Below are 24,757 nucleotides of genomic sequence, written 5' to 3'. Positions count from 1 at the left end.
TCGGCCCTCATTGCGCGCAGTCGCCTGCGCTTGTTTGGCTTCTTGGGGAAGACCGTCGCCGAAGTTGGGATGCAGGTATGAGGAAGAAGAATGTGTTCGTTCCGGGACTGACCGACGTCCAACGTCGGGAGCTCGAGACCATCCGGGGAGCGGAGGAGATGAACTTCCGCGGCCTGCTCAGCTACGACGCACTCGTCGACGTCGGCACCATCGATTTCGGCAGCCTGCTGACAGCGGCTCGCGAAGAGCTCAACGCCTTCCCCGACGAGGTCGACGCGATCATCCCGCACTGGGACTTCCCGGTGAGCGTGATCTCCCCGGTGCTGGCGGAGGAGTTGGGTCTGCCCGCACCGAGCCTGGAGAGCATCCTCAAATGCGAGCACAAATACTGGAGCAGACTCGAGCAGAGGCGCTGCGTTCCCGAATGCACTCCCGGCTTCGCGGTCTTCGACCCCTTCGACGACGCGGCGCTGGACTCCATCGATCTCGAATTCCCGTTCTGGGTCAAACCTGTGAAGTCCCATTCCTCCCAGCTCGGCTTCGAGATCCGAGACGCAGAGACATTCACCGAGGCTCTGCACGAGATCAGGGACGAGATCAGAAACGTCGGCGACGCCTTCGACGCCGTGCTCTCGCGAGTCGATCTGCCGCCGGAGCTCGAGGAGTTCGGAGGCAATGCATGCATCGCCGAGGAGCTCGTCGTCGGCCGTCAGATCGCCCCCGAAGGCAGCATCCACCGAGGGGAATTCGCCGTCCACGGACTCTTCGACATGCGCAAGGACGCAGACAACATGAGCTTCGACCGGCTCACCTATCCCGCGCAGAGCACCCCCGAGGAGATCCGGGAGCGTGCGATCGAGTACACCCGCCGCTATATGGAGCACATCGGCTTCGACAACGGCTGCTTCAATTCGGAATTCATCTGGGACGAGGACAGCGACAAGCTGTGGCTCATCGAGTTCAACACCCGCATCAGCCAGTCGCACAGCGACCTCTTCGCGAAGGTCGACGGCGTCTCCAACCATCAGGTGGCCGTGGACATCGCCCTCGACATGGAACCGCGCATGCCGAAGGGAGAGGGCGAGTTCGCCGTGGCCGGACAATTCAAGATCCTGCACGACGAGGACGCTGTGGTGACGAAGGTGCCCGATGAGGACTCGCTGCTGAGGCTGCGCTCCCGCTATCCCGGCACCGTCGCCACGATCGACGTCGGACCGGGGGAGCGGCTCTCGGAGATGACCGGGCAGGACAGCTATCGGTATGTGCTCGGCAAGCTCTACCTCGGTGCTTCCGATCTTGACGAGCTCGACGAGAAGTACGAGAACATACTCGACGAACTGGACTTCGAATTCAGCTGAGGAGGTTGAAGTGAGGACCATCGACGACTTCCCCTATGACGTTCGCACAATCGAGAACGTCTTCATCCCGATGCGCGACGGCGCCCGTCTGGCGGCCCGACTGTGGATCCCCGTCGAGGCCGAGAGCACGCCCCTGCCGGCGGTGCTCGAATACATCCCGTATCGCAAACGCGACAACAGCCGGGGCCGAGACAGCCTCAACCATCCCTATATCGCAGGCCACGGCTATGTCAGCGTGCGCGTCGATCTGCGCGGAAGCGGGGACTCCGACGGGCTGCTGCTCGACGAGTACTGCTCCCAGGAGCAGGACGATGCGGAGGACGTCATCGCTTGGCTGGCCCAGCAGCCCTACTGCGACGGCAATGTCGGCATGATGGGGATCTCCTGGGGCGGGTTCAACAGTCTCCAGGTGGCCGCGCGCCGCCCGCCGGCGCTGGGAGCGATCATCTCCGCCTCGGCGACGGACGATCTCTACGTCGACAACATGCACTACATGGGGGGCGCGCTCCTGTCGGACAACCTCTCCGAAGCGACGGTGATGTTCGCGTTCAACAGCCTCCCGCCGGACCCCGAGATCGTCGGCGATCGCTGGCGGGACATGTGGCTCGACCGGCTGTCCGGCAGCGGGCTGTGGCTTGAGAACTGGCTGGGCCACCAGCGCCGCGACGAGTACTGGCAGCACGCCTCGGTCTCCGAGGACTATTCGGCCATCGACTGCCCGGTCATGGCCGTCGGCGGGTGGGCCGACGGCTACACGAACGCGATCTTCCGACTCATGGAGCATCTCGATGTGCCTCGCCGCGGACTCATCGGGCCGTGGGGGCACAAGTACCCGCATCTGGGAGTGCCCGGCCCGACGATCGGCTTCCTCCAAGAGGTCGTGCGCTGGTTCGACCACTGGCTCAAGGGGCAGGACACCGGGATCATGGACGAGCCGATGCTCAGAGTGTGGATGCAGGACAGCATCACCCCCCGCTCCTCCTACTCCGAGCGGCCGGGACGCTGGGTCGGGGAACCCGAATGGCCTTCGGACCGGCTGCGCCCCTGGCGGCTGCGGCTGAGCGAGGGCCGGCTCAGCCCCACCGAATCGACGGAGTCCGCCATGGATGCGGCCCCCGAAGCGGGGGACTCGGCCGGTGCAGCGGACGAGGATCCGTCCGATGAGCTCTCGACGGAACTGACACTCCAGTCGCCGCTGAGCGTCGGTCTGTTCGCGGGCAAATGGGCGTCTTATGCGGCCGCGCCGGATCTGCCCTTCGACCAGCGCGAGGAGGACGGCGGCGCTCTGGTCTTCGACACCGAGCCCCTCGAGGAGGACGTCGAGATCTGCGGTCGCGGCGAATGCTCGTTCCTCGTCTCCGCCGACCGCCCCAATGCCCTGCTCGCCGTGCGCCTGTCCGATGTCTTTCCCGACGGCGAGGCGACCCGCGTGACGTATGGGATCCTCAACCTCACGCACCGGGACGGCAGCGAGGAGCCCGAAGCTTTGGAACCCGGCAGGAAGTATCGGATCACGATCCCGCTCAACGGCATCGCCCAGGTCTTCCCCGCCGGACACCGGATGCGACTGTCCGTCTCGACCTCGTACTGGCCGCTGGTGTGGCCCTCACCGGCGCCTGCCGCGGTCACCTTCCACCCCGAACAGTGCACCCTCGAGCTGCCGGTGCGCCCTCCGCGCCGAGAGGACGAACGGCTCCGGGACTTCGGCGACGCCGAGGCGGCCCCCGAGCTCGAGACGACCGACCTCGAGACCGGCGACCACCAGTGGCGGGTCATCCGCGACCTCGCCACCGATGTCTCGACGCTAGAGATCATCAACGACCAGGGCGCGTTCCGCCTCGACGAGACCGGCACGACGATCCGCCGCCGAACCGACGAGTGGTACAGGTTCCGCTGGAACGAGGTGAACTCGGTGCAGGGCGAGACGAGCACCCTGCGTCGCATGGAGCGCGGCAGCTGGGGCATCGAAGTCCAGACCCGGACGGTGCTGACCTCGACCGTTGAGAACTTCCACATCGCGGCCGAACTCGACGCCTTCGAACTCAACGGCGACCTCGGCTACCAGCGGATCTACTCGCAGAACTGGAACAAGGAGATACCGCGCGATCACCTGTGAGGCGGAGGTTTGCATTGGGCACCGAGGTCTCTTGTCGCTGCGCGGACGACGGTCCTAGCGTGAGCACATGGACACCGCACTGAAGGCGACGGCACTCGTCTGCACGCTCAAACCCTCGCCCTTCGACTCCAGCAGCGACCTCATCGCCGCTCAGGTCCTCGACGAACTGGGCCGACACGGAGTCGAGGGCGAGGCCATCAGGGTCGTCGACCACGACATCCGGCCCGGGGTCGAGGCGGATATGGGCGACGGGGACGGCGCGCACAAGATCATCGCCGATTCCCATCAGGCGCTCAACGACATCGGCTTCACCATCCCGGCGCAGGGGTCGACCTACTGGAATTCCGAGGCGATGAACCCCCAGAACTTCAAGGATCTCGAAGTCACCCCGACAGCCGTCGTCACGACCACGAAGACTCTGGCGGCCAATGCCGCGCACCTCGGCTCCCTTCTGGCCCACCAGCAGTACCCGGCTGTCTGAGTCCCCGTGCACAGTCCGCACCCTGTCCCCGATTCGCTCCTCGAGCACCTCTCCCACTGAGCCGATGTCGCCGCAATCCCGCCACCCAGTCTCCGAGCTCTATCGCCGCACGGCCGAGCGCGCGGCCGAAGCCGTCATCACGAGCTATTCGACGTCCTTCGGTCTTGCGACGAAACTGCTCGGCTGCAGCCACCGGCAGCACATCCGCAACATCTATGCCCTGGTCCGCATCGCCGATGAGATCGTCGACGGACTGGCGGCCGAAGCCGGGCTGGCAGAGGTCGAACAGCGCGAGATGTTCGAGCAGTTCGCCGCCGCCACTCACGCGGCGCTGCGCAGCGGCATCAGCGACAATCTCATCATCCACGCCTTCGCCCGCACCGCTCGCAGCGCCGGCATCTGCGCCGAACTCATCGACCCGTTCTTCGCTTCCATGCGCACCGATCTCGAACCTGCGGTCAGCGGCCCGGGAGCCGAGCCGGACGCCGGCTCTCGACCCGATCGGGGAGGCGGGGAGGACGGCCGTCGGGATGTGCGCGGCTTCGATGCGCAGGCCCACGCCGACTACGTCTACGGCTCCGCCGAGGTCGTCGGACTCATGTGCCTCAAGGTCTTCCTCATCGACTGCGATCGCACTCCCGCCGAGGTCGAACGACTCGAGCACGGGGCACGTCAGCTGGGGGCGGCGTTCCAGAACGTGAACTTCCTGCGCGACCTCGCCGACGACCACCAGCGCCTGGGCCGCAGCTACCTCACCAGCAGAGACCGGCTCACCGAGGCCGAGAAAGCTGCGTGGGTGGCAACGATCCGGCAGCAGCTGGCCGCCTCGCATGACGCCATCGCCGGGCTGCCGAAGGATGCGCGCACGGCCGTCCGCTGCGCCGGCGCGCTCTTCACCGCCCTCAACGACAGGATCGCTGCCACCCCGGTCGAGGATCTCTACCGGCACCGTGTGCGGGTTCCGAACGCGGTCAAGGCGCGGCTGGCCGCGCAGGCACTCATGACCACGGCTCGCGAGGGACGCGAGTGAGCCGGCACACCAGGGCCGGCGGCGACCGCGCCGAGGACAGGCTCCGGACGGGCATCATCGGCGGGGGAGTGGCCGGATTGGCCACGGCGATCCTCCTGGCCCGCGAAGGACACTCGGTCGATCTGTTCGAGAAGAACCCCGAACTCGGCGGGCGCATCGGAATGATCGAACGCGAGGGCTTCCGCTTCGACACCGGCCCTTCCTGGTACCTCATGCCCGAGGTCTTCGAACACTTCTTCGCTCTTGCCGGCACCGGCGCCGCGGCCGAACTCGATCTGCGCACGCTCGATCCCGGCTACACCGTGTTCAGTCCACCGGGACCGGTCGATTCGGCATCGCGGACACCCGCACGCGGGAAGACGCGAGAACTGACGATCCCACAGGGCCGGGCCCGAGTGCTGGAGACCTTCGACGGCGTCGAACGCGGCGCAGGGCGCCTCCTCGACGACTACCTCGTCTCGGCCCATCGTACGAAGGACCTCGCGCTCGCCCACTTCCTCTACAACCCCTTCACCTCGGTGAGGTCCCTGCTCCATCGCGATATCCTCGGCTCGCTGCCGACGCTGCTGCGGCAGATGACGACGTCCTTGGCCGACTTCGCCGCGGCCTCGTTCCGCGATCCCGTGCTGCGGCAGATCCTCCAATATCCCGCCATCTTCCTCGGCACCGATCCCCGGCGGGCACCGGCGATCTACCACCTCATGAGCTCCCTCGACCTCGACGACGGTGTGCTCTACCCGGCCGGTGGGTTCCACACGATCATCGACGCCCTCACCCGGATGGCCGAAAAGGCCGGGGTGCGTCTGCACACCGAGACCACGGTCGTGCACATCGACACCGAGGCCGCACCGGGCCGCCGCGACCGACGCCGGGTCACTGGCCTGAGGTGGACCGACGGCACCGGAGGCGCGCACACCCACAGCGCCGATGTCATCGTCTCCGCCGTGGACCTCCATCACACGGAGACGCGGCTGCTCGACCCCGCGGACCGGTCCTACCCCGAACGCTCCTGGCAATCGGTGACCAGCGGCCCCGGTGCGGTGCTCGTCTTCCTCGGCGTCGAGGGCGGGCTCGAGCAGCTGCCGCATCATTCGCTGTTCTTCACCGAGGACTGGACCGCGGACTTCGACGCGATCTTCGGGCCGAATCAGAAGATCCCCTCACCGGCCTCGCTCTATGTGTGCCGCCCCAGCGCCACCGATCCCGCTGTCGCTCCGCCCGGGCACGAGAACCTCTTCCTCCTCATCCCCGTCCCCGCCGATGCGGGGCTCGGAGCCGGGGGAGACGACGGTGCAGGGGACCCGCGCATCGAGGCGGTCGCCGACCGCGTAATCGACCAGATCGCGCAGTGGGCCGACATCCCCGAGCTGCGCGAGAGGATCAGGGTGCGCCGCACACAGGGTCCGACTGACTTCGCGGAAGGATTCAATTCCTGGCTGGGCGGAATGCTCGGTCCCGCGCACACGCTGCGTCAGAGTGCGATGTTCCGCCGGCAGAACGCCTCGAAGAGAGTCGCCGGCCTCTTCTATGCCGGTGCCACGACCGCACCGGGCGTCGGTGTGCCGATGTGCCTCATCAGCGCCGAACTCGTCCTCAAGCGCCTCCGCGGGGACTCCGGTCCCGGACCGCTGCCCGTGTCCGAGGGCTGAACCGCGACCGGAGCGACTTCGCCGAGGACAGCGTCCTCAGCGATCGCGCGCGGACCGACGGCCTCGCAGAGCGCCGAGGAGACCCCGGCGGAGCAGACCGCGCCGAGGCGGCGACCAGATCGGGGTGCCCTCGACCCGCCAGCCGGCGAGCAGCTCGTTGGCAGCCATGAACCCCGTCGTCGCCGCCCGCTCCATGAGCGCCACCGGCGCCTCACAGCGGATGGCATCGCCGGCCAGCACCAGTCCGGGAAGCGGGGCCGAGACCCCGGGTCGTTCGTTCCACGGCCGGGTGTCGGCCAATGCGCAGTCCTCAGCGATGAGCAGCTCGCGGGCGGTGATGGGGATGTCGGCGGTCTCCGGGTAGGCCTCGTGCAGATCGGCGAGCAGCTGGTCGGCCACAGCATCCCGATCCGCCTGCTCACGCGCGAGCGTCGCAGCACGGCCGCGATGAGCGGTTCCGAGCGCATAGGCGTGGAGTTCGATGACGGAGCCGCCGTGCCTGCGCTGCCATTCGGCGGCCCCGGCTTCGAAGCGTTCGAGGACCGAGATGTTATCAAGCAGCGCGTAGCCGGTCGTGCCGAGGAAGGCCGGGCGGCTCGGATCCACCTCGGCGCCCAGCCACAGACGCAGCACCGCGAACGGCGGTGCGTTCCTCTGCGAGGTCACTTCGCTCAGCCATTGTTCGTGCCCTGTGCTCTCCAGCCCGGAGAGGAGGGCGCGAGCGCTGCGCGGATCGGCGGCGAGCACGAGCGCATCGGAGGTGATCGTTCCCTTCGTCGTCTCGACGCTCCACCCGCCGGCGCGCGCATCGGATCGTTCCGGCAGGTGGAGCGCGGTGACGGCGGTGTCGGTCTCGATCCTCACCCCCGCCTCGGCGAGGTGCTCGCCCAGGGGCGCCCACAGTGCGGTGTCGTAGTCGTCGTCGGGGACGTCGAAGAGCAGCCCCTCGGCCGAGCCCGTGAAATAGGTGTGGAACATCGCCACGAGTTCGCCGGCGGAGAAGTCCGCGGGATGGGCGAAGAACGAGCGGGCGAACACCTCGAGCGCGAGATGCCTCGCCCCGTCCGGGAACCGCAGCCGGTCGAGGAACGCCTCGGCCGACTCCCCGTCATACCGGACATAGGAGTCGGGGAAGTCGACGTCGATGAGCTCGAACGCCGTGTCGAGATCGACATCGGCCAGGCTGCGCAGCGGGAAGGACGGGCTGGTGAGGACGAATCCTGCGAGGCTCAGCGGGGGAGTGCGGGGAATGGAGGCGAAGGAGTCCCGCAGACCGTCGCGGCCCACGAGCGGATAGTCCCTCACGGGCACGAGACGCTCCAGATCGGGGTCGGTGCGCGCGAGCAGGCTGCGCAGGTTGTAGTACTGGCGGAAGAAGGCATGGAATCCGCGGCTCATCGTCCGCTCCCCGTCGAGATCCCACGCTCGGACCCGCCCGCCGAGGCTGTGCTCGCGTTCGATCAGGTGCACCGCGGCTCCGTGCTCGGCGAGCACTGCCGCGGCCGCGAGCCCGGCGATGCCGCCGCCGACGATGGTCACCCGCTTCGGCCGCAGCAGGCGCGGGCGTCCCGGGTGGGAAGGGGTGAGCACCGCGTGTCGATCGCGGGGGCTCGGCTGGGTGGGACGACGGTTCATCCGTTCTCCTGTTCGCCGGATGCAGCGGCGGCCTGCCGGTTGAGTCGCCACTGCCAGAGCATGAGGACCGCGGTGATCATGGCGAACCCGAAGCCGAAGTCCTCGATGGGGATGTCCCAGGGGAATCGGACGCCGGAGAGTCCCTGCGGGTTGTAGAGGACGATGGGATCCGAGAGCTTGGTCAGCCAGCCGTCGACGAAGCACTGGAAGAACAGGCAGATGGCCAGTGCCGCCCAGTACTTCGCCCGACGGAAGATGCCCGAGCGGAAGGCGAGCAGTTCGAGGCCGATGACGACGATCATGCCGATGACGGTCATGATCGTGTACTCAGGCACCGTCATCCTCGACCGCCTCCTTCTCGATCGGACTGCGCGACCGCAGTCGGCGCACACCCCTGAGCACGGTGCCGACCGCCTCATAGCTGAGCAGGGCGCACAGGGGGATGACGATGAAGAACACGATCTCCTCGAGCGGCAGATCGCCGAGGCGGATGCCGGTGACGAACCGAGGATTGTACGTCCAATGGTCGCGGGCGATGGCGATGACATCCCACAGGGAGAAGACGAGGATGACGGGCACGAGTGCCCACAGCGCGGTTGCCCAACGGCAGTACACCCGCGCCTGGAAGAAGAGCTCCAGGGGCAGGGTGATGAGCACACAGGCCCCCATGAGGAGCAGGTACTCGAATGCGCTCATGATCGCCTCCCTTCCCGGGCCGGTCCCTGCGCGAAGGCCAGTTCGAGGCCGCGCAGCCGGTAGCCCTCGATGACGCTGTCCCAGCCGATCGTCGGTTCTGCGACCAGGTGCGGGGAGCGGTCGAGCAGACGGTGCAGGAGCGCATCGGTCTCGTACAGCGCCAGCGTCTGCCCGGGGCACTTGTGCGCGCCGTCGCTGAAGCTCATGCCCACGGCCGGAATGGACTCGGCGGTGCTGCGGACCGGGCACAGGGACTCCGGATCGGGGCCCACGGCCTGCTCATCGGTGTTCGTCGCACGGACGCAGATGTCGATGAGATCACCGGCGGGAACCGTCACTGTCCCTCCCGGTGCCGTGATCTCGATATCGTCCTGCGCGCGCCTGAAGAGGTGGCCGACGACCGGTTCGAGGCGGATGATCTCCTCGAGGATCTCCACCCGCCGAGGCTGCTCTGCCGCGAGGTACTCCGCGGCCAGCTCTCGGTCGGTGAGCAGATGCCAGCAGGCCATCGAGATGAATTCGCGGGTCGTGACCATGCCGGCCGTGCCGTAGGTGACGCATTCGACGAGGATGTCCGAGGTGCTGTGGCCGGCCGCGATGAGGTGGGAGAGCACGTCGTCGCGGTGTCTGCGGCGCCGGGCTCTGATCGCCGGGCGGACATCGGCGAGGTGGAACCGGGCGATCGGGACGAGGCCGTTGATCGCCGCCTGCAGCCATTGCCGCCGCGTCCGTCCCCAGCCGGGAGCGCTGAGGTCGACGGGAGGCTGGGTGAAGAATCCCTCGAGCCGGCGGGACATCCCGGCGACGGTCGATTCGGTCAGCCCCACCACCTCGGAGGTCACGGCCACCGAGAAGTGCAGAGCCACCTCGTCGAGTCGGCAGCGACCGGCCGCCGCCGCCCGGCCGACCGTGTCCCGGGCGAGCTCGTCGATGCGCTCGCCGTAACGGTCGGCCACCACGGCAGGGGCGAAGAAGCGGGCGAGCTCACGGCGCTGCGAGTCATGCCCCTCGCCGTCGGAGATGAGGATCGGGTGTCGGCGGAAGACACCGCGCGGGATCCTCTCCGCGGTGAATCCGGCCTGGGTCGTCAGGTGGCGGGCCCGCAGCACCTGCCGAGCGGCATCGAAGGAGCGGACGCGCCAGATGTCGGGGCCGTGGCCGAGCGGCACGTGCTCGACCGGGGGACCGGTCGCCTCGTCCTCGCGCACCGCGCGGCGGCCGCTCATGGGGCCTCGCTCGTGCCGACTCATGAGCACCGCACACTGCAGGCGGAGGTGAGATCCTCGAACCTGCCGGCGAGAGCCTGCGGCAGGTCCGCCTCGGCGATGAGCCCGGCGATGGCCTCGCAGCGATCGTCGATCACGGATTCGACGAATGTCCTCGCCCCGGAGTCCTCGATGACCTGCTGCAGGCGGCGCCCGCCGTCGGCGTCGAGCCCTCGGTCGCCGAAGAGATGGGCGACCTCGGACCAGGAGGGATGGGTGCGCGCGGTGTTGACGAGCAGAGTCTCCTTCCCCTCACGCAGATCGCTGAGCACGGATTTGCCGGTCTCCTGCTCATCGCCGAAGAGTCCGAGGACGTCGTCCCGGAGCTGGTAGACGACGCCGATGTGCCGCCCGATGCTGCGCAGACCGGCGACCAGACCGGCGTCGCCGCCGGCGAGGACCGCGGCGATCGTCAGGGGCGCTTCGAACGAATAGACGGCGGTCTTCTGCCCGATCATCGCGAGCACGTCCTCGGCGCGGGCCTCGTCGAGGTGGAGGCTCAGCCACACATCGGACTGCTCCCCGGTGACGCTCTCGGCGATCGTGTCGTCGAAGATGTCGAGGATCTCGAACCTGCGCGGGGAATCGAGGTCGAGACGCGCCAGGAGGGAGTGGGCTTCGGTGAGCATGAGGTCGCCGGCGAGCAGAGATGATGCCATTCCCCAGGTCTGGGCCGCGGCATCGGCGGCTCCGAGGAGCATCGCTTCGGAGGAGAACTGCCCGGCGATGTTCATCTGCCCGCGACGCACGGTGTCGTTGTCGATGACGTCGTCGTGGATGACCAAGCCGATGTGCAGCAGCTGCATCGCGCAGGCGGCGTCGACGGCCGCCTCGGACTCCGTGCCTCCGAGGCTCTCATGGACGTCGATGAGCAGGTGGGGCCGGATCATCTTCCCGCCCACGGCCATCCGCGACAGCGATGCCCAGAGCTGCTCGCTCTGCGGTGTGCTTATTCGGGAGCGTTGCCGGGCCGCGGCGAGGATGTCGTCGAGACGGGTTTCGATGCTCAGTGCGATCCTCCCCTCCTCTCGTTTTCGCCAGGTGCCGGCACCCTACCCCACATCCCTGCGGCACGACAGGGGTTACGGGGCCGCAGCGGGCTTGCTACTGTGACCGCACCGTAGGGGGTTCGTCCGCCTTCTTCCCCTGGTCGGTCGAGCCGTCTTCACACCTCGCAAGTGAAGGGACAGAGTCATGTCAGAACAGACCGTTGCGCAGTTTCTGCTTCACCGATTGCGCCAATGGGACGTCGAGCGCGTGTTCGCCTACCCGGGTGACGGCATCAACGGGATCGTCTCGGCCTGGTCGGAGGGCACGGAGGCTCCGGAGTTCATCCAGTCGCGGCATGAGGAGATGAGCGCCTTCGAAGCGGTGGGCTATGCGAAGTTCACGGGCAAGGTCGGAGTCTGCATGGGCACCTCCGGACCGGGGGCCGTCCACCTGCTCAACGGCCTCTACGACGCGAAGCTCGACCATCAGCCGGTCGTGGCTATCGTCGGTCAGACGAACCGGACGGCGATGGGCGGCTCCTATCAGCAGGAAGTCGATCTGCACACTCTCTACAAGGATGTCGCCGGGGAGTACATCCAGACCGTGATGGCCCCGGAGCAGCTGCCCAATGTGCTCGACCGGGCGATGCGCACGGCGCTGAGCGAACGGGCTCCCACGGCGATCATCATTCCTCTCGATGTGCAGGAGGCCGAGTACTCGGCGCCGACGCACGCCTTCAAGATGGTGCCGTCATCGCTCGGGGTCAGCCTTCCTCAGGTCGTCGCCGACGAGGAGGCCGTCCAGCGTGCCGCGGCGATCCTCAACGAGGGGGAGAAGGTGGCGATTCTCGCCGGTGCCGGCGCCCGAGGCGCGCGGGAGGAGCTCGCGGCCGTCGCCGAGACCCTCGGGGCCGGCATCGCCAAGGCGCTCCTGGGCAAGGACGTCATCGGCGACGACCTGCCCTATGTCACCGGTTCGATCGGGCTGCTGGGGACCCGTCCCAGCTACGAGATGATGCGGGACTGCGACACGCTGCTGACCATCGGGTCGAGCTTCCCCTATTCTCAGTTCCTGCCCGAATACGATCAGGCGCGAGCCGTCGACATCGACATCGACGCGAGATTCGTCGGCATGCGCTATCCCTACGAGGAGAACCTCGTCGGCGATGCGAAGGCGACCCTGCAGGCTCTCCTGCCGCTGCTCGAGCGCAAGACCGACCGGAAATGGCGCGAGACGATCGAATCGAATGTCACCGACTGGTGGGAGGTGATGGAGGCCGAGGCCATGGTCGAGTCCGATCCCATCAACCCGTTGCGCCTGTTCTCGGAGCTGTCGAAGCGGCTGCCGGCCGATGCGATGGTCAGCGCGGATTCGGGCACGGCCGCCGACTGGTACGCGCGTCAGCTCGTGTTCACCTCCGACGTCCGCGGGTCGCTGTCGGGAACGCTGGCGACGATGGGTCCGGCCGTGCCGTATGCGATCGGGGCGAAATTCGGTCATCCCGAGCGCCCGGCCATCGCGATGGTCGGTGACGGGGCCATGCAGATGAATGGGATGGCCGAGCTCATCACGATCACCCGGTACTGGGAGCGGTGGACGGATCCGCGCCTTGTCGTGTGCGTGCTGCACAACAACGACCTGAATCAGGTCACGTGGGAGATCCGTGCGACCGAGGGTGCTCCGACGTTCCTCGAATCGCAGAAGCTCCCCGAGGTCTCCTATGCCGATTTCGCGAAGAGCATCGGTCTCGGCGCGATCACGGTCAAGGACCCCGAGGAGATCGGTCCGGCCTGGGACATGGCACTGTCGGCCGACCGACCCACCGTCCTCGATGTCCATGTCGACCCGGACATGCCGCCGATTCCTCCGCACGCGACGCTTCAGCAGGCCAAGGACACGGCGAAGTCCATGCTCAAGGGCGATCCGAACCTGCTGGGCGTGATGAAGCAGGGCATCAAGACCAAGGCGCAGGAGTTCCTGCCGCACAAGGATTCGAAGTCCCAGTGACGAGCTGTCGGCAGCTGCGGCAGCAGAGACTCTCCGCAGTCGGACTGTGCGGCCTAAGCCCAGGAGAGCTGTACGGTTGTTCGCCCCATCGGGTTTTCGCGGGAGACGATTGTCGAAATTTCGCGAGAATTCGACAATCGTCTCCCGCGAAACCAACACTCTTCTCCCTCGGAACCTCGAGCGGAAGGGCCGGAAGACTCCGAATGGAATCTTCCGGCCCTTGTCGTTCTCAGCGGCCGGGTCAATCCGCGCTCTGAGAGCGGCCTCTGCGAGCGGCGCTCGGATCAGCCGAAGATGCCGATGATGTAGGCGATGAAGAAGAGGACGATGATCGCGAGCACGCAGCTGATCGCAACGATCGTCCACTTCGTCTTCGGCGGGCGCTTGGCAGGCGGGTGCGGCGGGGTCGCAGAGGCCGACTGCGACTCCGGCGGTGTGGCACCGGGCCGCACGCTGCCGCCCGGCTCGAGGTCCGGATCCCCTGCGGGCTGCGGGTCCATATTGGGATTGCCCGTGCCGTGCCTGTCGGTGTTGGGCTTGGGCTGCTTGTCGTTGTCCGAACTCAAGTTTCTCACTCCTTCGGGGCTCTCGAACCGCCGCGGTCGTCCGCAGCCGGACGATCAGGGGCTGGGTTGCCCGCCGTTGACATTGAGAGTCTCGCCGAGGACATAGCTCGACTCCGACGAGGTGAGGAAGACATATGCGGGTGCCAGTTCCGTCGGCTGCCCGGCCCGCCCCAGCGGTGTGTTCTTGCCGAAGTGGGGCAGAGCGTCCTTCGGCTGTCCGTCGGACACCTGCAGAGGCGTCCAGATCGGTCCCGGCGCCACGGAATTCACTCGGATGCCCTTCGGCGCGAGCTGTGTGGCCAGGCCCTTCGTGAAGTTGTTGATCGCCGCCTTCGTCGAGGCGTAGTCGATGAGATGGGCCGAGGGCGAATACGCCTGGATCGAGGTCGTGTTGACGATCGTCGACCCGGGTTTGAGGTATTCGAGGGCTGCCTGGGAGACCCGGAACATCGCATGGATGTTCGTCATGAAGGTGTTCTCCCACTGCTCGTCGGTCAGATCTGCGATGTCCTCGACGGCGATCTGACGCCCGGCATTGTTGACCACGGCATCGAGCCCTCCGAGCCCTTCGGCTGCCTGCCGCACCACATCACGACAGTAGTCGCGATCGGCGAGATCTCCCGGAAGCGGCACCGCCTTCCGCCCTGCCTGGCGGATGATCTCGCAGACGTGCTGCGCATCCTCCTCCTCGGCAGGCAGGTAGGCCAGAGCGACATCGGCACCCTCACGGGCGAAGGCGATCGCCACGGCGGATCCGATTCCGGAGTCCGAGCCGGTGATCAGGGCCTTGCGGCCGCGGAGTCTGCCGGTGCCGGTGTAGCTGTCCTCACCGCGATCCGTGCCCGGAATGAGCTCTGCGTCGAGACCGGGTTCGGGCTGGTCCTGCTTCGGCGGTGAGATGTCGGGGAAGCGGTTGACGGGATCCTGGAACGTCAGCTGGTCACTCATTGTCCTTGTCCTTTGTCATCGGTGGCGTCGGTGAACCCTGACTCACGGGCGCAGTGCGAGCAGCAGAACGTCGAATCTCCCGCGCGGACTCCGTGGCCGAGGATCCGGCAACCGCAGTGCTCGCAGGTGGGCGCGGCCTTCGCGATCGCGCATTCGAAGCTGTCGAAGTTCCAGGACTGGTCCTCCAGAGTCAGGGTGAATGTCCGGTCGTAGTCGTTTCCGCAGGTGTCACAGGCGGTCATCGTCTTCTCCTCCTTGTCGGTGGGGCGCTGTCAGCAACGCATGTCGTGCATGTTCAGCGCCGCGTGGGAATGCCGGGGGCGGTCAGGGCCGCATCGGAATGCGGTGGGTCATCAGCCTGCCCGGCCCGGACGTCATTTCGGTGTGCGGGTCTCGGCGCTGATGAACCAGGCCTGCTGTTCGAGCTGTGCGATGTACTCGTGGAACAGGTCAGCAGTCGTCGGATCGGCGGAGTCGACTTCGTCATGGCACCCGCGCATGCTGGCGACCGTCGTCTCGATCGCACGCACGATGTGATCGATCGCATCGTGGGTGGTCATCTCACCGCTGGGCAGGGTGTCGAGGTCGGTCTGCGCGGCGATGACCGCGGGACGCCCGTCGGGCGAACCGTGCAGCGCTCGCATCCGCTCGGCTAGGGCGTCGCTGCCATTGCGGGCCACGGTGGTCACCTCGTCGAGGTTGCGGTGGAGGTCCCGGAAGTTCGTGCCCACGATGTTCCAATGGGCCTGCTTGGCGCCCAGGCTGAGCGCGATGAAGTCGACGAGCACGTTCTGCAGGTTCTTCGTCAGCGACTCAGGGGCGACGAACCCCTTCTCGGCGTTCTCCCTCTGCGTCCTCTCCGAACCGTGCGGGTCGGGTACGGTGACTGAGTCTGTCATGGTGCTCCAATCTTTCGTACTGGTGCCGTTCGTCAGCGGCGGACCGGATTCCTCACGTTAGCCTCGGGCCCCGAACCCCGGAAGACCTTGCCTTGCCGCTTGGGTTTCCCCGCGTCGGCCAGATCAGGAATTCTCCTTGGTCTTCCGCTTGCTCTCCTTCTCGAGCGCATCGACGAGCTCCTTCTTCGTCATCGACGAACGGCCGGAGATGTCGAGCTTCTTCGCCTGTTCGTAGAGATGGTCCTTCGAAGCGTTCGCATCGACCCCGCCGGCGGTCTTGCGGTTCGTGTTCTTGCCGCCGGAGCTCTGCTTGTCCGAGGGGCCGGAGGAGTCCTTCTCCTCCCATTTGTCGCCGACCTTCTCATAGCTGTGCTTGAGGGCCGCATAGGCCACCTGGTGGGCTCGCTTCTCATCGCCGTATTCGTCGATGGCCGAGTCGTAGGCCTTCGCGAAGGTCCGCTGCGCCTTCTTGCTCGACTTCTCCAGCGTCGAGGGCAGCTCGGACTCCTTCGGCTTTCCTGACTTCGTCGTCTTCGGCATGTGGAATCAACTCCTTATCGTGTCGCGGTTGCGGTCAGACTAGTCCAGGTCAGTGGTCTGCGTAAGGGGGTGCGTTCCGGACCGGAAGTATGCGCCCGGCGGTGCTCAGATGTCCGAGCCGGGTGTGCCCCGGTAGTGGAATACGAAGCCGCTGCGCGGCAAGGTGGGGAAGCGGTTGAGCGGTATCGACAGGTCCTGGGTGGGTACCTCCGAACCGGTGCGGGACAGCTGCCGCACGGCTCTCTTCATGAGTTCGACTGTGCTCCACTCGCCCGGGCATCGATGATCGCTGTCGTGCCGGCCGGCCCCCTGGGCGATGAGGGTGTTGGGCTGTTCGGCCCAGCTGAATCCACGGAAGCGTTCGGGCGCGAACGCTGCCGGGTCCTCCCACAGTCGTCTGTCGTGGCAGGTGGCGTAGAGGTCGAGGATGACGCGATCGCCGGGTGCGAACCGGTGCCCGCGCCATTCGAACGGGCTGCGCACCCTGGCCGGAACTGCGGGGAAGAAGGGGTAGCTGCGGCGCACCTCCTGCACGAACGCCTCGAGGTCGGATTCGTCGCCGGCGGCGAAGGTCTCCCGCCACTGCGGATGCTCTGTGAGGGCGACCGCGGCGAAGACGATGAAACGGGCCACGGCGACGGTGGGACGGAGGATGTTGATGAGTTCGACGGCCGCCGTCTCTGCCGAGAGGAGCTCGCCTGCGGAGTCCGTGTGCTCGGCGAAGACGGAGAGGGCGGTGCCCGGGCCCGGTTCCGTCTCGCCTCGGCGGGTCTTCTCGATCTGCTCGATCGCCCAGTCCTCGGTGCTGCGGCGGCGCCATTGGGCGTACCAGTTCATCGGACCCATCGAACCGGCTCTGTCGATCATCATGCCGAACTCGCGAGTCAGGCGGCGGAGGTCGGCGTCGGTGACGTCGACGCCGGCCCAGCGGCAGGCGGTGCCGGTGAGCACCTGGCGAGCGAAGTCGTGGAGGACGATCCGCCGGGGGCCCGGCAGCCGGTCGAGGGTCCGAGTCCATTCCTCGTCGAAGATCTCGCCGAGGCGGCCCATCGATTCCTCGCCCATGAGCGAGAGGAACGCCTCCTTCCGGCGCCCGTGGCCAGGTGGGTCGAGGGCCTGAACGGAACCCTTGTCCTGGAGGAGGTGCTGCACGGTCGGCGGCATCGCTGCCATCCGCGTGAAATGCTCTCCGTCGTAGAAGAGCGCTGCGGCCTCCTCGCCGAGGATGAAGGTGGTCGGCTGCAGGAAGATCCGTGTGGTGAACAGGTCCGTGCCCCAGGTCTCGCTGCGGCGTGCGGCGAAGGCGTAGCCGTCCCTGATGAGGGCGGCAGTGCTGTCAATGGGCTGTCTCATCGTGCGACTTCCTCTCCTCGGACCTCATCCGGTGCGTTTCCTCTTCGCTCCCGTCTTCCCGTCCTCCGACTTCTTCGTGCCTGACTTCTTCGTGTCCGACTTCTTGGCACCGGTCTTCTTGGCCCCGGACTTCTTCGTCCCCTTCTTCGAGGATCGGGAACTGTCCACGGACTTGCGCAGGGCCTCCATGAGGTCGATGACGTCGCCGCCGGAATCCTCCTCGGACTCCTCCTCGCCGAAGGTCTTCTCGACATCGAAGCTCTCGCCGGATTCGATCTTGGCGTCGATGAGTCTGCGCAGCTCGACCTGGTAGTCGTCGCTGAACTCCTCGGGGGTGAAGTCCTCGGAGTAGGATTCGACGAGCTTCGACGACATCTCGAGCTCCTTGTCCGAGATCTTCGCCTGCGAGTTCACGCCTTTGAAGTCGACCTCGCGGATCTCATCGGCCCAGCGCAGCGTCTGAATCATGAGCACCTTCCCGCACACTCGCAGAATGGCCAGGCGCGTGCGCGTGCGCAGGGTGATCTTCACGATGGCCGTGCGCTCCGTGTCCTCGAGCGTCTGGCGCAGGAGAAGATAGGCCTTCGGAGTCTTCGACGTCGGTTCGAGGAAGTAGGACTTCTCGAGCATGATCGGATCGATCTCATCGCTGGGCACGAACTGGAGGACGTCTATGTCGTCGTTGTCCTCCGCGGGAAGCGATTCGAAGTCCTCGTGCGTGAGGATCACGCGGTGCTCCCCGTCGTCATAGGCCTTGTCGATGTCGCCGTAGTCGACGGTCTTGCCGCATTCCTCACAGCGATGCTGATTGCGAATCCGTCCGCCGTCCTTCGCGTGGACCTGGTGCATGGACACGTCGTGGTTCTCAGTGGCCGAATACAGCTTCACCGGCACATTCACCAGGCCGAACGCGATGGATCCAGTCCAAATAGCTCTCATTCCACAATTGAAACGCAGGTTTCGACCACTGGCTAGCCCCCTCGGCATGCGGCGAGGAAGAGGAAACGGACCAGCCGGCTTCTCAGCAGCCAGGGCACTGCAGGGGGTAGACGGTAGGACTCCCTTGATTCAGGATGAAAGAATGGGATCAGAAGCGAAGGTTGTCGGGCTGATGGCCGATTCCGGTGTGCCGCAGAAGATCGCTCAGTCGGTTGCGGGGTCTCTGGAACGAGAACTGACCGATCATATCGAGGACACCGAGTGGAACGTCGAGGTCAGCAAGGAATCGTTCTCACTCACCCCTGAGGGTGACATCCCCTTCATGCACAAGGCCGAAGACCTGAGAAGTCAGTATGAGTGGGACTACATCGTGTACCTGACCGAGCTGCCCCGACACCACGACATGGAGCCGCTGCTGTGCGAAGTCAGCACCGTCAATCGGGCACTGCTGGTCTCAGTGCCGGCCCTGGGTGCCCATCGTCTTGTGGCACAGACACGGAATCTGGTGGTGGCGCTCATCTCCGCGACGCAGAAAGGAACCGGGCAGAACTCGTTGGAGGACTCCGTCCGAACGATTGCGAAGCTCAGAAGCGCGCGCGGGGACACAGGAACGGGCCGAGACGACACCGCGTACATCGTGCTGCCCGGATGGTCCAACCGGCTGCGGCTGCTGACGGGAATGGTGCGCAGCAATCGGCCCGGGCGGATGCTTCCCGCGCTGACCACCTCCGTTGCCGCGGCAGCGGCCGTGGGCACGTTCGGTGTCTTCTACAGTTCGATCTGGACATTGGCCGATTCCTTGAATCCGGCGCGTCTCCTCCTGATCGGTCTCCTCGTCATCGCGGCGCTGACCTTCTGGCTGATCTTCCGCAATCACCTGTGGACCAAGCGACGCGACGCGGTGTATGCGTGGCAGGGCGGATTGGACAACACGACCACGATCATCATGGTGGGCACCAGTGTGGCCCTGATGTTCCTGGTCCTGTTCGCCTTCCTGTTCGCACTCGGATTGGTCGTCGTCGACACGGGCCTGCTCGCAACCGAACTCATGCACCCCGCGAGCTTCGGCAATTATCCGAAGCTTGCGTGGCTGGCGGCTTGTCTGGGCACCCTGGCCGGGGCCCTCGGCTCCAACTTCGACAGCGACGATGAGATCCGGCGAGCAACGTACAGCAAGCGAGAAAACGAACGCCGGCAGCAGCACGACGACCGCAGCGACGAAGAGACCTGAGCTCCTCCGACTCAGGCGCCGGACTCGGGAAGATTGTCCTCGAGGGCGTCGAGAGCTCGGATGAAGCCGAGGTGGCTGAATGCCTGCGGGTAGTTCCCGGCCAGGCGACCGGACTCCGAGTCGTACTCCTCGGCGAACAGGCCCAGATCCGTTGCGTATCCGCACAGCGAGTCCATGAGCTTCTCACCCTCTTCGGCCCGACCGCTCTTCGCGTACTGCTCGACGAGCCAGAAGGAGCACATGAGGAACGAATACTCATTGCCGGGCAGTCCGTCGAGCCCGGCCTCGGTCCGATAGCGGCGGACCATGTTCTGTTCGTCGAGGAGGTCCTCCTCGATCTTCTTCACCGTGCCGAGCATGCGCGGATCGTCGGCAGCGACGAGTCCGGTCGTCGGCAGCTGCAGAAGGGAGGCGTCGACCTCGTTGTTGGAGTAGGTCTGAGTGAATGAATCGAGCTCCTCGTCGAAGCCGTGCTCCATGATCTCCTCGTACAGGCGGTCACGCAGTGACCTCCATCGGCCCACCGGCCCTTTCAGCCCGTGCTCCTCGACGGCTCGGACACCCTGGTCGAAGGCGGCGTACATCATCGCCCTGCCGTGGGTGAAGTATTGGGCCGAGCCGCGCATCTCCCAGATCCCGTGGCCCTTGCGGTCGAAGTTGCGTTCGACGAAGCTGAGCAGATTCTTCTGCAGCCCCCAGGAGAACTCGTCCTCCTCCACCCCCGTATCGCGCAGGGAGGCCAGGGAGAGCATCACCTCGCCGACGACATCCGACTGGTACTGGGAGTAGGCTCCGTTTCCGACTCTCACCGGCCGCGAGTTCTCATAGCCGCTCAGGTGCGGAAGCTCCTGCTCGTCGAGGTTGCGCTCGCCGTCGATGCCGTACATGATCTGCACATCATCGGGATCCCCGGCCACTGCACGCAGCAGCCAGTTCCGCCAGTGCAGGGCACCGTCGGTGAAGTCGTGATCGACGAGGGTGCCGATCGTCAGCGAAGCATCACGCAGCCACGTGAAGCGGTAGTCCCAGTTGCGCTGCCCGCCGAAGTCCTCGGGCAGCGAAGTCGTGGGTGCGGCGACGATGCCGCCGGTGGCTCCGTTCGTCAGTGCCCGCAGGACGAGGAGCGAACGGAGGACGAGCGCTTCCTGGCGGTTGCGGACCTTGACATGGGATGCCCACTCCTGCCAGTCGTCGAGCGTGTCCTCGACGGCTTTCTCCGTGTCGATCGGTTCCGGGGCGTCGAGATGTGACCGGTGCCAGGTGAGCATCCATTCGAGACGGTCGCCCTCGCTCATCTCGAACTCACCGACCAGCGCCGAGGAGATCGCGCCCTGCGTATCGTCGGGCCGGCTCTGCCCTGTGGTCCGCGTGCCGTTCGTCTGTTCACGGTTCCGGCGTCTCTGGGCATCGCTGTCCGGGTCGAGGTGAGGGCCGGTGAGGAAGAGCGCATCGGGACCGGCGATCGACAGCAGTCCCGACTCTCCGGTTCTCTCGGCCCCGACCTTCCTCGTCCACGGTGTGGTCCGGCCATAGTCGAAGACGATGCGCAGATCGTGCTCGATGGTCACGGTGCCCTCGATGCATTCGGCGCGTCTGATCACGCGGGTGCGCTCGTCGCGCTCCATCACCTGGGTATCCAGTTGCGAGGGGAGGAGGTCGGTGATCCGCACCTTGCCGGAGTCGGTCTCCCAGATGGTCTCGACGATGAAGCTGCGATCCCGGTAGCTGCGGTCGACGACTTTCCCGTTCCGGGCCGTCAGCAGCCAGCGGCCGTCGTCAGCGTCCCCGAGCAGGGCCGAGAAGACCGAGGGGGAGTCGAACCGAGGGCAGCACAGCCAATCGATGCTGCCCTCGCGGGACAGGAGCGCACCAGTGCGCATGTCCGAGAGCAATGCGTAGTCCTCGAGCGGCGTCCGATTGGAATTGCGACGATCAGTACCCATCTCGTCAGTGAAACAGATATCGGAGAGGAATTTAAGGGGGGTCCCCGAAACGGAGATTCGGGCGTAGTGTCCCGGACATGGATGCCATGAAGAATCTCGTAGTCCTGGGAGCCTCGGGTGACCTCGCCTCTCGGCTCCTGCTGCCCGGCCTCGGATCGCTGCTGACGGCTTCGCCCGACAGACGCATCTCCGTCATCGGCTCCTCACAGACATCCGATGTCGACTTCCGACAGATCGTCGCCGATGCCTTCGACTCGGTCGAAGCGAGCGGTCCGGCAGTCGATTACGCCCGTGAGAACTCCAGCTACGTCCAGTGCGACGTCACCGACGGAGATGCCCTGGCAGATCTGCTCTCGCAGATCGACACTCCGGCCTGTCTGTACTTCGCCCTGCCTCCGCAGATCACGATGAAGGCCCTGAAAGCGATGGCCGATGTCGACCTGCCCGAGGATCTGCTGCTGGCTCTGGAGAAGCCGATCGGCTACGATCTCGCCTCCGCCAAGGAGCTCAACGCCGCCGTCGGACGCCTCGTGCCCGAGGAGCAGACCTTCCGGGTCGACCACTTCCTCAATCTGCCGGCCGTCCTCGACTTCATGGGACTGCGCTTCGCCAACCAGGTCGTCGAACCGCTGCTCAACCGTGACAACGTCGAATCCATCGAGATCGTCTTCGATGAGAGCCTGGGTCTGGAAGGGCGCGCGGCCTACTACGACCGGGCAGGGGCGTTCCGGGACATGATCCAATCCCATCTGCTCCAGGTGATGGGGCTGGTGATGATGGATCCGCCATCGACCTTCGACCACGTCGAACTGCCGGCGCTGACGGCACATGTGCTGCGGTCGACGAAGCTCTGGAACGACGACCCGGCCACGGCGATCGTCCGCGGACGCTATACGGCCGGTGACATCGACGGTCGCAGCCTCCCTGACTACACGGACGAGGAAGGCGTCGATCCCGACAACGCAACGGAGACCTTCGCGCAGGTGACCGTCGAAGTCGACACATGGCGGTGGAGCGGCGTGCCGGTCACCCTGCGTTCGGGAAAGGGGATCGGCCACCCACGGCAGGAGATCGCGGTGACGTTCCGCCGCCCGCCCCACTCCTACAGCCGTTTCGGCGGACAGGACGCGCTGGCGGCCAATGTTCTGCGCATCAGCCTCGACGATGAGCGATTCGGACTCGACGTCAACCTCGGCGGGCCCTCCGATCAGCGAGGTCTGACGACGAAGACGGCGACCGCCGAAGTGGAGGAGCCGGGGCTCGAACCCTATGGGGGAGTGCTGCGGGGCATCCTCGACGGAGACCCGACCTTCAGCGTGCGCGGAGACGCCGCCGAGGAGGGCTGGCGCATCGTCGAGGAGATCCTCGACTCCTTCGATTCGGAATCCGTCCCCCTGCGTGACTACCAAGCGGGAAGCGCGGGCCCGGAAGCTGCGAACGAGGCGCTCGACCACCATGCTGCGAACACGACGGAGAGGAAACGGCGATGAAGGTTCTCAACGCGATCATGGAGATGATCGAATCGGGGCGCGCCCTCGACCAGTTCTCCGAACCGCTGGCCAAGGGCGTGCGCAGCCTCACCGAACCGAGGCTGGTGAAGAACGCACTGTCGGGCTCGTGGCTGGGCCATCAGCTGCACCCGATGCTCACCGACATTCCCATCGGGGCCTGGTCGATGGCCACCGCGCTCGACCTCACCGGCGGGCAGGACAGCGCCGCCGCTGCGAAGAGGCTTGTCGGGCTCGGCGCGCTCGCGGCCGTGCCGACCGCGCTGTCCGGAGCCTCCGATTGGAGCGAGGAGCACGGCCCTCCGCAGCGGGTCGGCCTCGTCCACGCGGCGGCGAATTCGATCGGTCTCACCCTCCAACTGGCCTCCTGGGCCGCCAGGGCCAAGGGGCATCGGAAGACGGGCGTCCTCCTGTCCTTCGCCGGACTCTCCTCGGTCGGAGTCGGCGGCTACCTCGGAGGGCACCTGTCCTATGTCCAGGGAGTCGGCGTCAACCACACGGCGTTCGAGAGCCCGGATGAGCAGTGGTGCGACATCGCCGCAGTCGACGAGGTCGAGGAGGACACTGCGCTGCGTGCGGATGCCGACGGTGTGGCCGTGATGGTCGTCAAGGACGATGGAGCGATCTGCGTCCTCTCGGCCACCTGCACTCATGCGGGCGGACCGCTCGACGAGGGCGAGATCGAGGACCACTGTGTCCGCTGCCCCTGGCACGGAAGCACCTTCTCCCTGACCGACGGCTCGGTGGTCCGCGGACCCGCTTCGGTCGACCAGCCGACCTGGGATGTCAAGGTCGAGAACGGACGGGTCCTCGCTCGTCAGGGATGAGCGGTGCCTCCTTCATTCCCGGAAGGGCACCGGTGCGGGTGAGGTCGTTCGCGATGTCGCGGAGCTTGCGGTTCGTCAGCGAGCTCGACTTCGTCAGAAGCAGGAAGGCCTCCTCATCGGTGAGCTTGAAGCGCTCCATGAGGATGCCTTTGGCCTGACCGATCGTGTCTCGGCTCAGGAGCGCGTCCTTGAGCTGGTCCTTCGTGCGCTCCTCGGAGCAGTCCGACTCCGCCTGAGTTCTGATGTCGAGACCGACGCGCTCCGAACGGGCGGTGAACGCGTTCGTCTGCGAGGAGTAGAGGCTGAGCGCGCCGAGCACGTCGTCGTCGGCGAAGAGTTCGATCACGAGCATGCTGCCGACTCCGGCCAGTCGGGCTTGGCGGGTGAATTCCGGCCACCGGACCTCGACGCTGAGATCCGGGACCCGCACGAGCCGCTGCTCATGGACCGCATCCAGGCTCGGTCCTTCTCCGAGCCGAACCTGCATCCAGTCCATGAGCAGCGGCAGAGGACCGGTCGGGGCGACCGATTCGATCATCCGCCGCTTCGTGATGACGCTGAGCGAGGCGAACTCCGCTCCCTCGACGAAGGCGACTGCCTTGTCGACGAGGGCCGTGAGCAGGCGACCGGGAGGCTTGTGGTGCTGAGCCCCCGCCGAGGCGATGCGACGGGCGCTGCTGCTGAGCCCCTCGACCCCGGGAGAGGAGGCAACGGTTTCGGCGCAGAGGTGGGGGCGGTGCATGGGAAGTCTCCTCCGGAACTGATGCGCATGGTCG

23 protein-coding genes are annotated in these 24,757 nt (G+C 66.3%); 9 read left to right on the top strand and 14 right to left on the bottom strand.

What is annotated here, in order from left to right:
- The first annotated feature begins 77 nt into the window (after positions 1-77).
- The 5 genes from IHE57_RS02680 to crtI all read left to right on the top strand — a co-directional run bounded on the left by IHE57_RS02680 (position 78) and on the right by crtI (position 6,634).
- The gene (locus tag IHE57_RS02680) at positions 78-1,358 is read left to right on the top strand and encodes an ATP-grasp domain-containing protein (RefSeq protein WP_209370663.1); all 1,281 of its coding nucleotides are present in this window, start codon (positions 78-80) and stop codon (positions 1,356-1,358) included.
- 10 nt (positions 1,359-1,368) lie between these two features.
- The gene (locus IHE57_RS02675) at positions 1,369-3,474 is read left to right on the top strand and encodes a CocE/NonD family hydrolase (protein WP_209370661.1); all 2,106 of its coding nucleotides are present in this window, start codon (positions 1,369-1,371) and stop codon (positions 3,472-3,474) included.
- Between the two features lie 67 nt (positions 3,475-3,541).
- Positions 3,542-3,955: a hypothetical protein gene (locus IHE57_RS02670; RefSeq protein ID WP_209370659.1), complete on the top strand. Its 414-nt coding sequence runs from the start codon at positions 3,542-3,544 to the stop codon at positions 3,953-3,955.
- Between the two features lie 64 nt (positions 3,956-4,019).
- Positions 4,020-4,985 (top strand): phytoene/squalene synthase family protein, encoded by a 966-nt coding sequence (locus tag IHE57_RS02665; RefSeq protein WP_209370657.1) that lies wholly within the window; start codon positions 4,020-4,022, stop codon positions 4,983-4,985.
- The gene (gene crtI, locus IHE57_RS02660; protein WP_209370656.1) at positions 4,982-6,634 is read left to right on the top strand and encodes a phytoene desaturase family protein; all 1,653 of its coding nucleotides are present in this window, start codon (positions 4,982-4,984) and stop codon (positions 6,632-6,634) included. Before IHE57_RS02665 ends, crtI begins: the two co-directional genes overlap by 4 nt.
- Positions 6,635-6,670: 36 nt before the next feature.
- Here crtI and IHE57_RS02655 read toward each other — a convergent pair whose 3' ends face one another.
- Genes IHE57_RS02655 through IHE57_RS02635 form a run of 5 tightly spaced genes read right to left on the bottom strand, consistent with a single transcriptional unit; the run spans position 6,671 to position 11,132 of the window.
- On the bottom strand, positions 6,671-8,269 hold the full coding sequence (locus tag IHE57_RS02655; protein ID WP_209370655.1) for an FAD-dependent oxidoreductase: 1,599 nt from the start codon (positions 8,267-8,269) through the stop codon (positions 6,671-6,673).
- The gene (locus IHE57_RS02650; protein WP_209370654.1) at positions 8,266-8,610 is read right to left on the bottom strand and encodes a lycopene cyclase domain-containing protein; all 345 of its coding nucleotides are present in this window, start codon (positions 8,608-8,610) and stop codon (positions 8,266-8,268) included. Before IHE57_RS02650 ends, IHE57_RS02655 begins: the two co-directional genes overlap by 4 nt.
- The gene (locus IHE57_RS02645; RefSeq protein WP_209370653.1) at positions 8,597-8,965 is read right to left on the bottom strand and encodes a lycopene cyclase domain-containing protein; all 369 of its coding nucleotides are present in this window, start codon (positions 8,963-8,965) and stop codon (positions 8,597-8,599) included. Before IHE57_RS02645 ends, IHE57_RS02650 begins: the two co-directional genes overlap by 14 nt.
- Positions 8,962-10,191 (bottom strand): cytochrome P450, encoded by a 1,230-nt coding sequence (locus IHE57_RS02640; RefSeq protein WP_209370652.1) that lies wholly within the window; start codon positions 10,189-10,191, stop codon positions 8,962-8,964. The genes IHE57_RS02645 and IHE57_RS02640 overlap by 4 nt, the downstream gene beginning before the upstream one ends.
- Before the next feature lie 20 nt (positions 10,192-10,211).
- A complete protein-coding gene (locus tag IHE57_RS02635; RefSeq protein ID WP_209370651.1) occupies positions 10,212-11,132 on the bottom strand; it encodes a polyprenyl synthetase family protein in 921 nt (306 codons plus the stop codon).
- A gap of 292 nt (positions 11,133-11,424) precedes the next feature.
- Here IHE57_RS02635 and IHE57_RS02630 point away from each other — a divergent pair, with 292 nt between their 5' ends.
- Positions 11,425-13,227 (top strand): thiamine pyrophosphate-requiring protein, encoded by a 1,803-nt coding sequence (locus IHE57_RS02630; protein ID WP_209370650.1) that lies wholly within the window; start codon positions 11,425-11,427, stop codon positions 13,225-13,227.
- Between the two features lie 284 nt (positions 13,228-13,511).
- On the opposite strand, the gene IHE57_RS02625 is transcribed toward IHE57_RS02630, so the two are convergent.
- From IHE57_RS02625 to ku, 7 genes are all read right to left on the bottom strand, one after another.
- Complete coding sequence (locus IHE57_RS02625; protein WP_209323667.1) at positions 13,512-13,793, bottom strand: DUF6480 family protein; 282 nt, start codon at positions 13,791-13,793, stop codon at positions 13,512-13,514.
- Between the two features lie 54 nt (positions 13,794-13,847).
- Complete coding sequence (locus IHE57_RS02620) at positions 13,848-14,741, bottom strand: SDR family oxidoreductase (protein WP_209323666.1); 894 nt, start codon at positions 14,739-14,741, stop codon at positions 13,848-13,850.
- Complete coding sequence (locus IHE57_RS02615) at positions 14,738-14,983, bottom strand: metallothionein (RefSeq protein ID WP_209370649.1); 246 nt, start codon at positions 14,981-14,983, stop codon at positions 14,738-14,740. The genes IHE57_RS02620 and IHE57_RS02615 overlap by 4 nt, the downstream gene beginning before the upstream one ends.
- 132 nt (positions 14,984-15,115) lie before the next feature.
- Positions 15,116-15,640 (bottom strand): Dps family protein, encoded by a 525-nt coding sequence (locus IHE57_RS02610; protein ID WP_209370647.1) that lies wholly within the window; start codon positions 15,638-15,640, stop codon positions 15,116-15,118.
- Between the two features lie 123 nt (positions 15,641-15,763).
- On the bottom strand, positions 15,764-16,180 hold the full coding sequence (locus IHE57_RS02605; RefSeq protein WP_209323663.1) for a ChaB family protein: 417 nt from the start codon (positions 16,178-16,180) through the stop codon (positions 15,764-15,766).
- 105 nt (positions 16,181-16,285) lie between these two features.
- A complete protein-coding gene (locus IHE57_RS02600; protein WP_253719860.1) occupies positions 16,286-17,533 on the bottom strand; it encodes a cytochrome P450 in 1,248 nt (415 codons plus the stop codon).
- A gap of 24 nt (positions 17,534-17,557) precedes the next feature.
- Positions 17,558-18,472, bottom strand: a complete 915-nt coding sequence (ku, locus tag IHE57_RS02595) for a non-homologous end joining protein Ku (RefSeq protein ID WP_209370645.1) — start codon at positions 18,470-18,472, stop codon at positions 17,558-17,560.
- A gap of 142 nt (positions 18,473-18,614) precedes the next feature.
- Here ku and IHE57_RS02590 point away from each other — a divergent pair, with 142 nt between their 5' ends.
- On the top strand, positions 18,615-19,703 hold the full coding sequence (locus tag IHE57_RS02590) for a hypothetical protein (protein WP_209370643.1): 1,089 nt from the start codon (positions 18,615-18,617) through the stop codon (positions 19,701-19,703).
- An 11-nt stretch (positions 19,704-19,714) separates the two neighbouring features.
- On the opposite strand, the gene IHE57_RS02585 is transcribed toward IHE57_RS02590, so the two are convergent.
- The gene (locus tag IHE57_RS02585; RefSeq protein ID WP_209370642.1) at positions 19,715-21,646 is read right to left on the bottom strand and encodes a glycoside hydrolase family 15 protein; all 1,932 of its coding nucleotides are present in this window, start codon (positions 21,644-21,646) and stop codon (positions 19,715-19,717) included.
- An 86-nt stretch (positions 21,647-21,732) separates the two neighbouring features.
- Here IHE57_RS02585 and IHE57_RS02580 point away from each other — a divergent pair, with 86 nt between their 5' ends.
- Both IHE57_RS02580 and IHE57_RS02575 read left to right on the top strand, forming a co-directional pair.
- Complete coding sequence (locus IHE57_RS02580; protein WP_366933832.1) at positions 21,733-23,136, top strand: glucose-6-phosphate dehydrogenase; 1,404 nt, start codon at positions 21,733-21,735, stop codon at positions 23,134-23,136.
- Positions 23,133-23,981, top strand: a complete 849-nt coding sequence (locus tag IHE57_RS02575) for a Rieske (2Fe-2S) protein (RefSeq protein WP_253719859.1) — start codon at positions 23,133-23,135, stop codon at positions 23,979-23,981. The genes IHE57_RS02580 and IHE57_RS02575 overlap by 4 nt, the downstream gene beginning before the upstream one ends.
- Here the strand turns inward: IHE57_RS02575 and IHE57_RS02570 are convergent.
- The gene (locus tag IHE57_RS02570; RefSeq protein WP_209370638.1) at positions 23,941-24,723 is read right to left on the bottom strand and encodes a GAF and ANTAR domain-containing protein; all 783 of its coding nucleotides are present in this window, start codon (positions 24,721-24,723) and stop codon (positions 23,941-23,943) included. The genes IHE57_RS02575 and IHE57_RS02570 overlap by 41 nt on opposite strands.
- Positions 24,724-24,757: the final 34 nt, after the last annotated feature.

Source organism: Brevibacterium renqingii (assembly GCF_017808105.1).
GTDB lineage: Bacteria > Actinomycetota > Actinomycetes > Actinomycetales > Brevibacteriaceae > Brevibacterium > Brevibacterium renqingii.
Note: the sequence above shows the minus strand (reverse complement) of the source record. Positions and strands in the feature narration are given on the sequence as shown.

Bases quoted from the DNA above. Each gene is read 5' to 3' on its own strand.
- IHE57_RS02680 (WP_209370663.1), top strand. From the start codon at position 78: ATGAGGAAGAAGAATGTGTTCGTTCCGGGACTGACCGACGTCCAACGT.
- IHE57_RS02670 (WP_209370659.1), top strand. From the start codon at position 3,542: ATGGACACCGCACTGAAGGCGACGGCACTCGTCTGCACGCTCAAACCC.
- IHE57_RS02665 (WP_209370657.1), top strand. From the start codon at position 4,020: ATGTCGCCGCAATCCCGCCACCCAGTCTCCGAGCTCTATCGCCGCACG.
- IHE57_RS02655 (WP_209370655.1), bottom strand. From the start codon at position 8,269: ATGAACCGTCGTCCCACCCAGCCGAGCCCCCGCGATCGACACGCGGTG.
- IHE57_RS02650 (WP_209370654.1), bottom strand. From the start codon at position 8,610: ATGACGGTGCCTGAGTACACGATCATGACCGTCATCGGCATGATCGTC.
- IHE57_RS02645 (WP_209370653.1), bottom strand. From the start codon at position 8,965: ATGAGCGCATTCGAGTACCTGCTCCTCATGGGGGCCTGTGTGCTCATC.
- IHE57_RS02640 (WP_209370652.1), bottom strand. From the start codon at position 10,191: ATGAGCGGCCGCCGCGCGGTGCGCGAGGACGAGGCGACCGGTCCCCCG.
- IHE57_RS02630 (WP_209370650.1), top strand. From the start codon at position 11,425: ATGTCAGAACAGACCGTTGCGCAGTTTCTGCTTCACCGATTGCGCCAA.
- IHE57_RS02620 (WP_209323666.1), bottom strand. From the start codon at position 14,741: ATGAGTGACCAGCTGACGTTCCAGGATCCCGTCAACCGCTTCCCCGAC.
- IHE57_RS02615 (WP_209370649.1), bottom strand. From the start codon at position 14,983: ATGACCGCCTGTGACACCTGCGGAAACGACTACGACCGGACATTCACC.
- IHE57_RS02610 (WP_209370647.1), bottom strand. From the start codon at position 15,640: ATGACAGACTCAGTCACCGTACCCGACCCGCACGGTTCGGAGAGGACG.
- IHE57_RS02605 (WP_209323663.1), bottom strand. From the start codon at position 16,180: ATGCCGAAGACGACGAAGTCAGGAAAGCCGAAGGAGTCCGAGCTGCCC.
- IHE57_RS02600 (WP_253719860.1), bottom strand. From the start codon at position 17,533: ATGAGACAGCCCATTGACAGCACTGCCGCCCTCATCAGGGACGGCTAC.
- ku (WP_209370645.1), bottom strand. From the start codon at position 18,472: ATGAGAGCTATTTGGACTGGATCCATCGCGTTCGGCCTGGTGAATGTG.
- IHE57_RS02590 (WP_209370643.1), top strand. From the start codon at position 18,615: ATGGGATCAGAAGCGAAGGTTGTCGGGCTGATGGCCGATTCCGGTGTG.
- IHE57_RS02585 (WP_209370642.1), bottom strand. From the start codon at position 21,646: ATGGGTACTGATCGTCGCAATTCCAATCGGACGCCGCTCGAGGACTAC.
- IHE57_RS02580 (WP_366933832.1), top strand. From the start codon at position 21,733: ATGAAGAATCTCGTAGTCCTGGGAGCCTCGGGTGACCTCGCCTCTCGG.
- IHE57_RS02575 (WP_253719859.1), top strand. From the start codon at position 23,133: ATGAAGGTTCTCAACGCGATCATGGAGATGATCGAATCGGGGCGCGCC.
- IHE57_RS02570 (WP_209370638.1), bottom strand. From the start codon at position 24,723: ATGCACCGCCCCCACCTCTGCGCCGAAACCGTTGCCTCCTCTCCCGGG.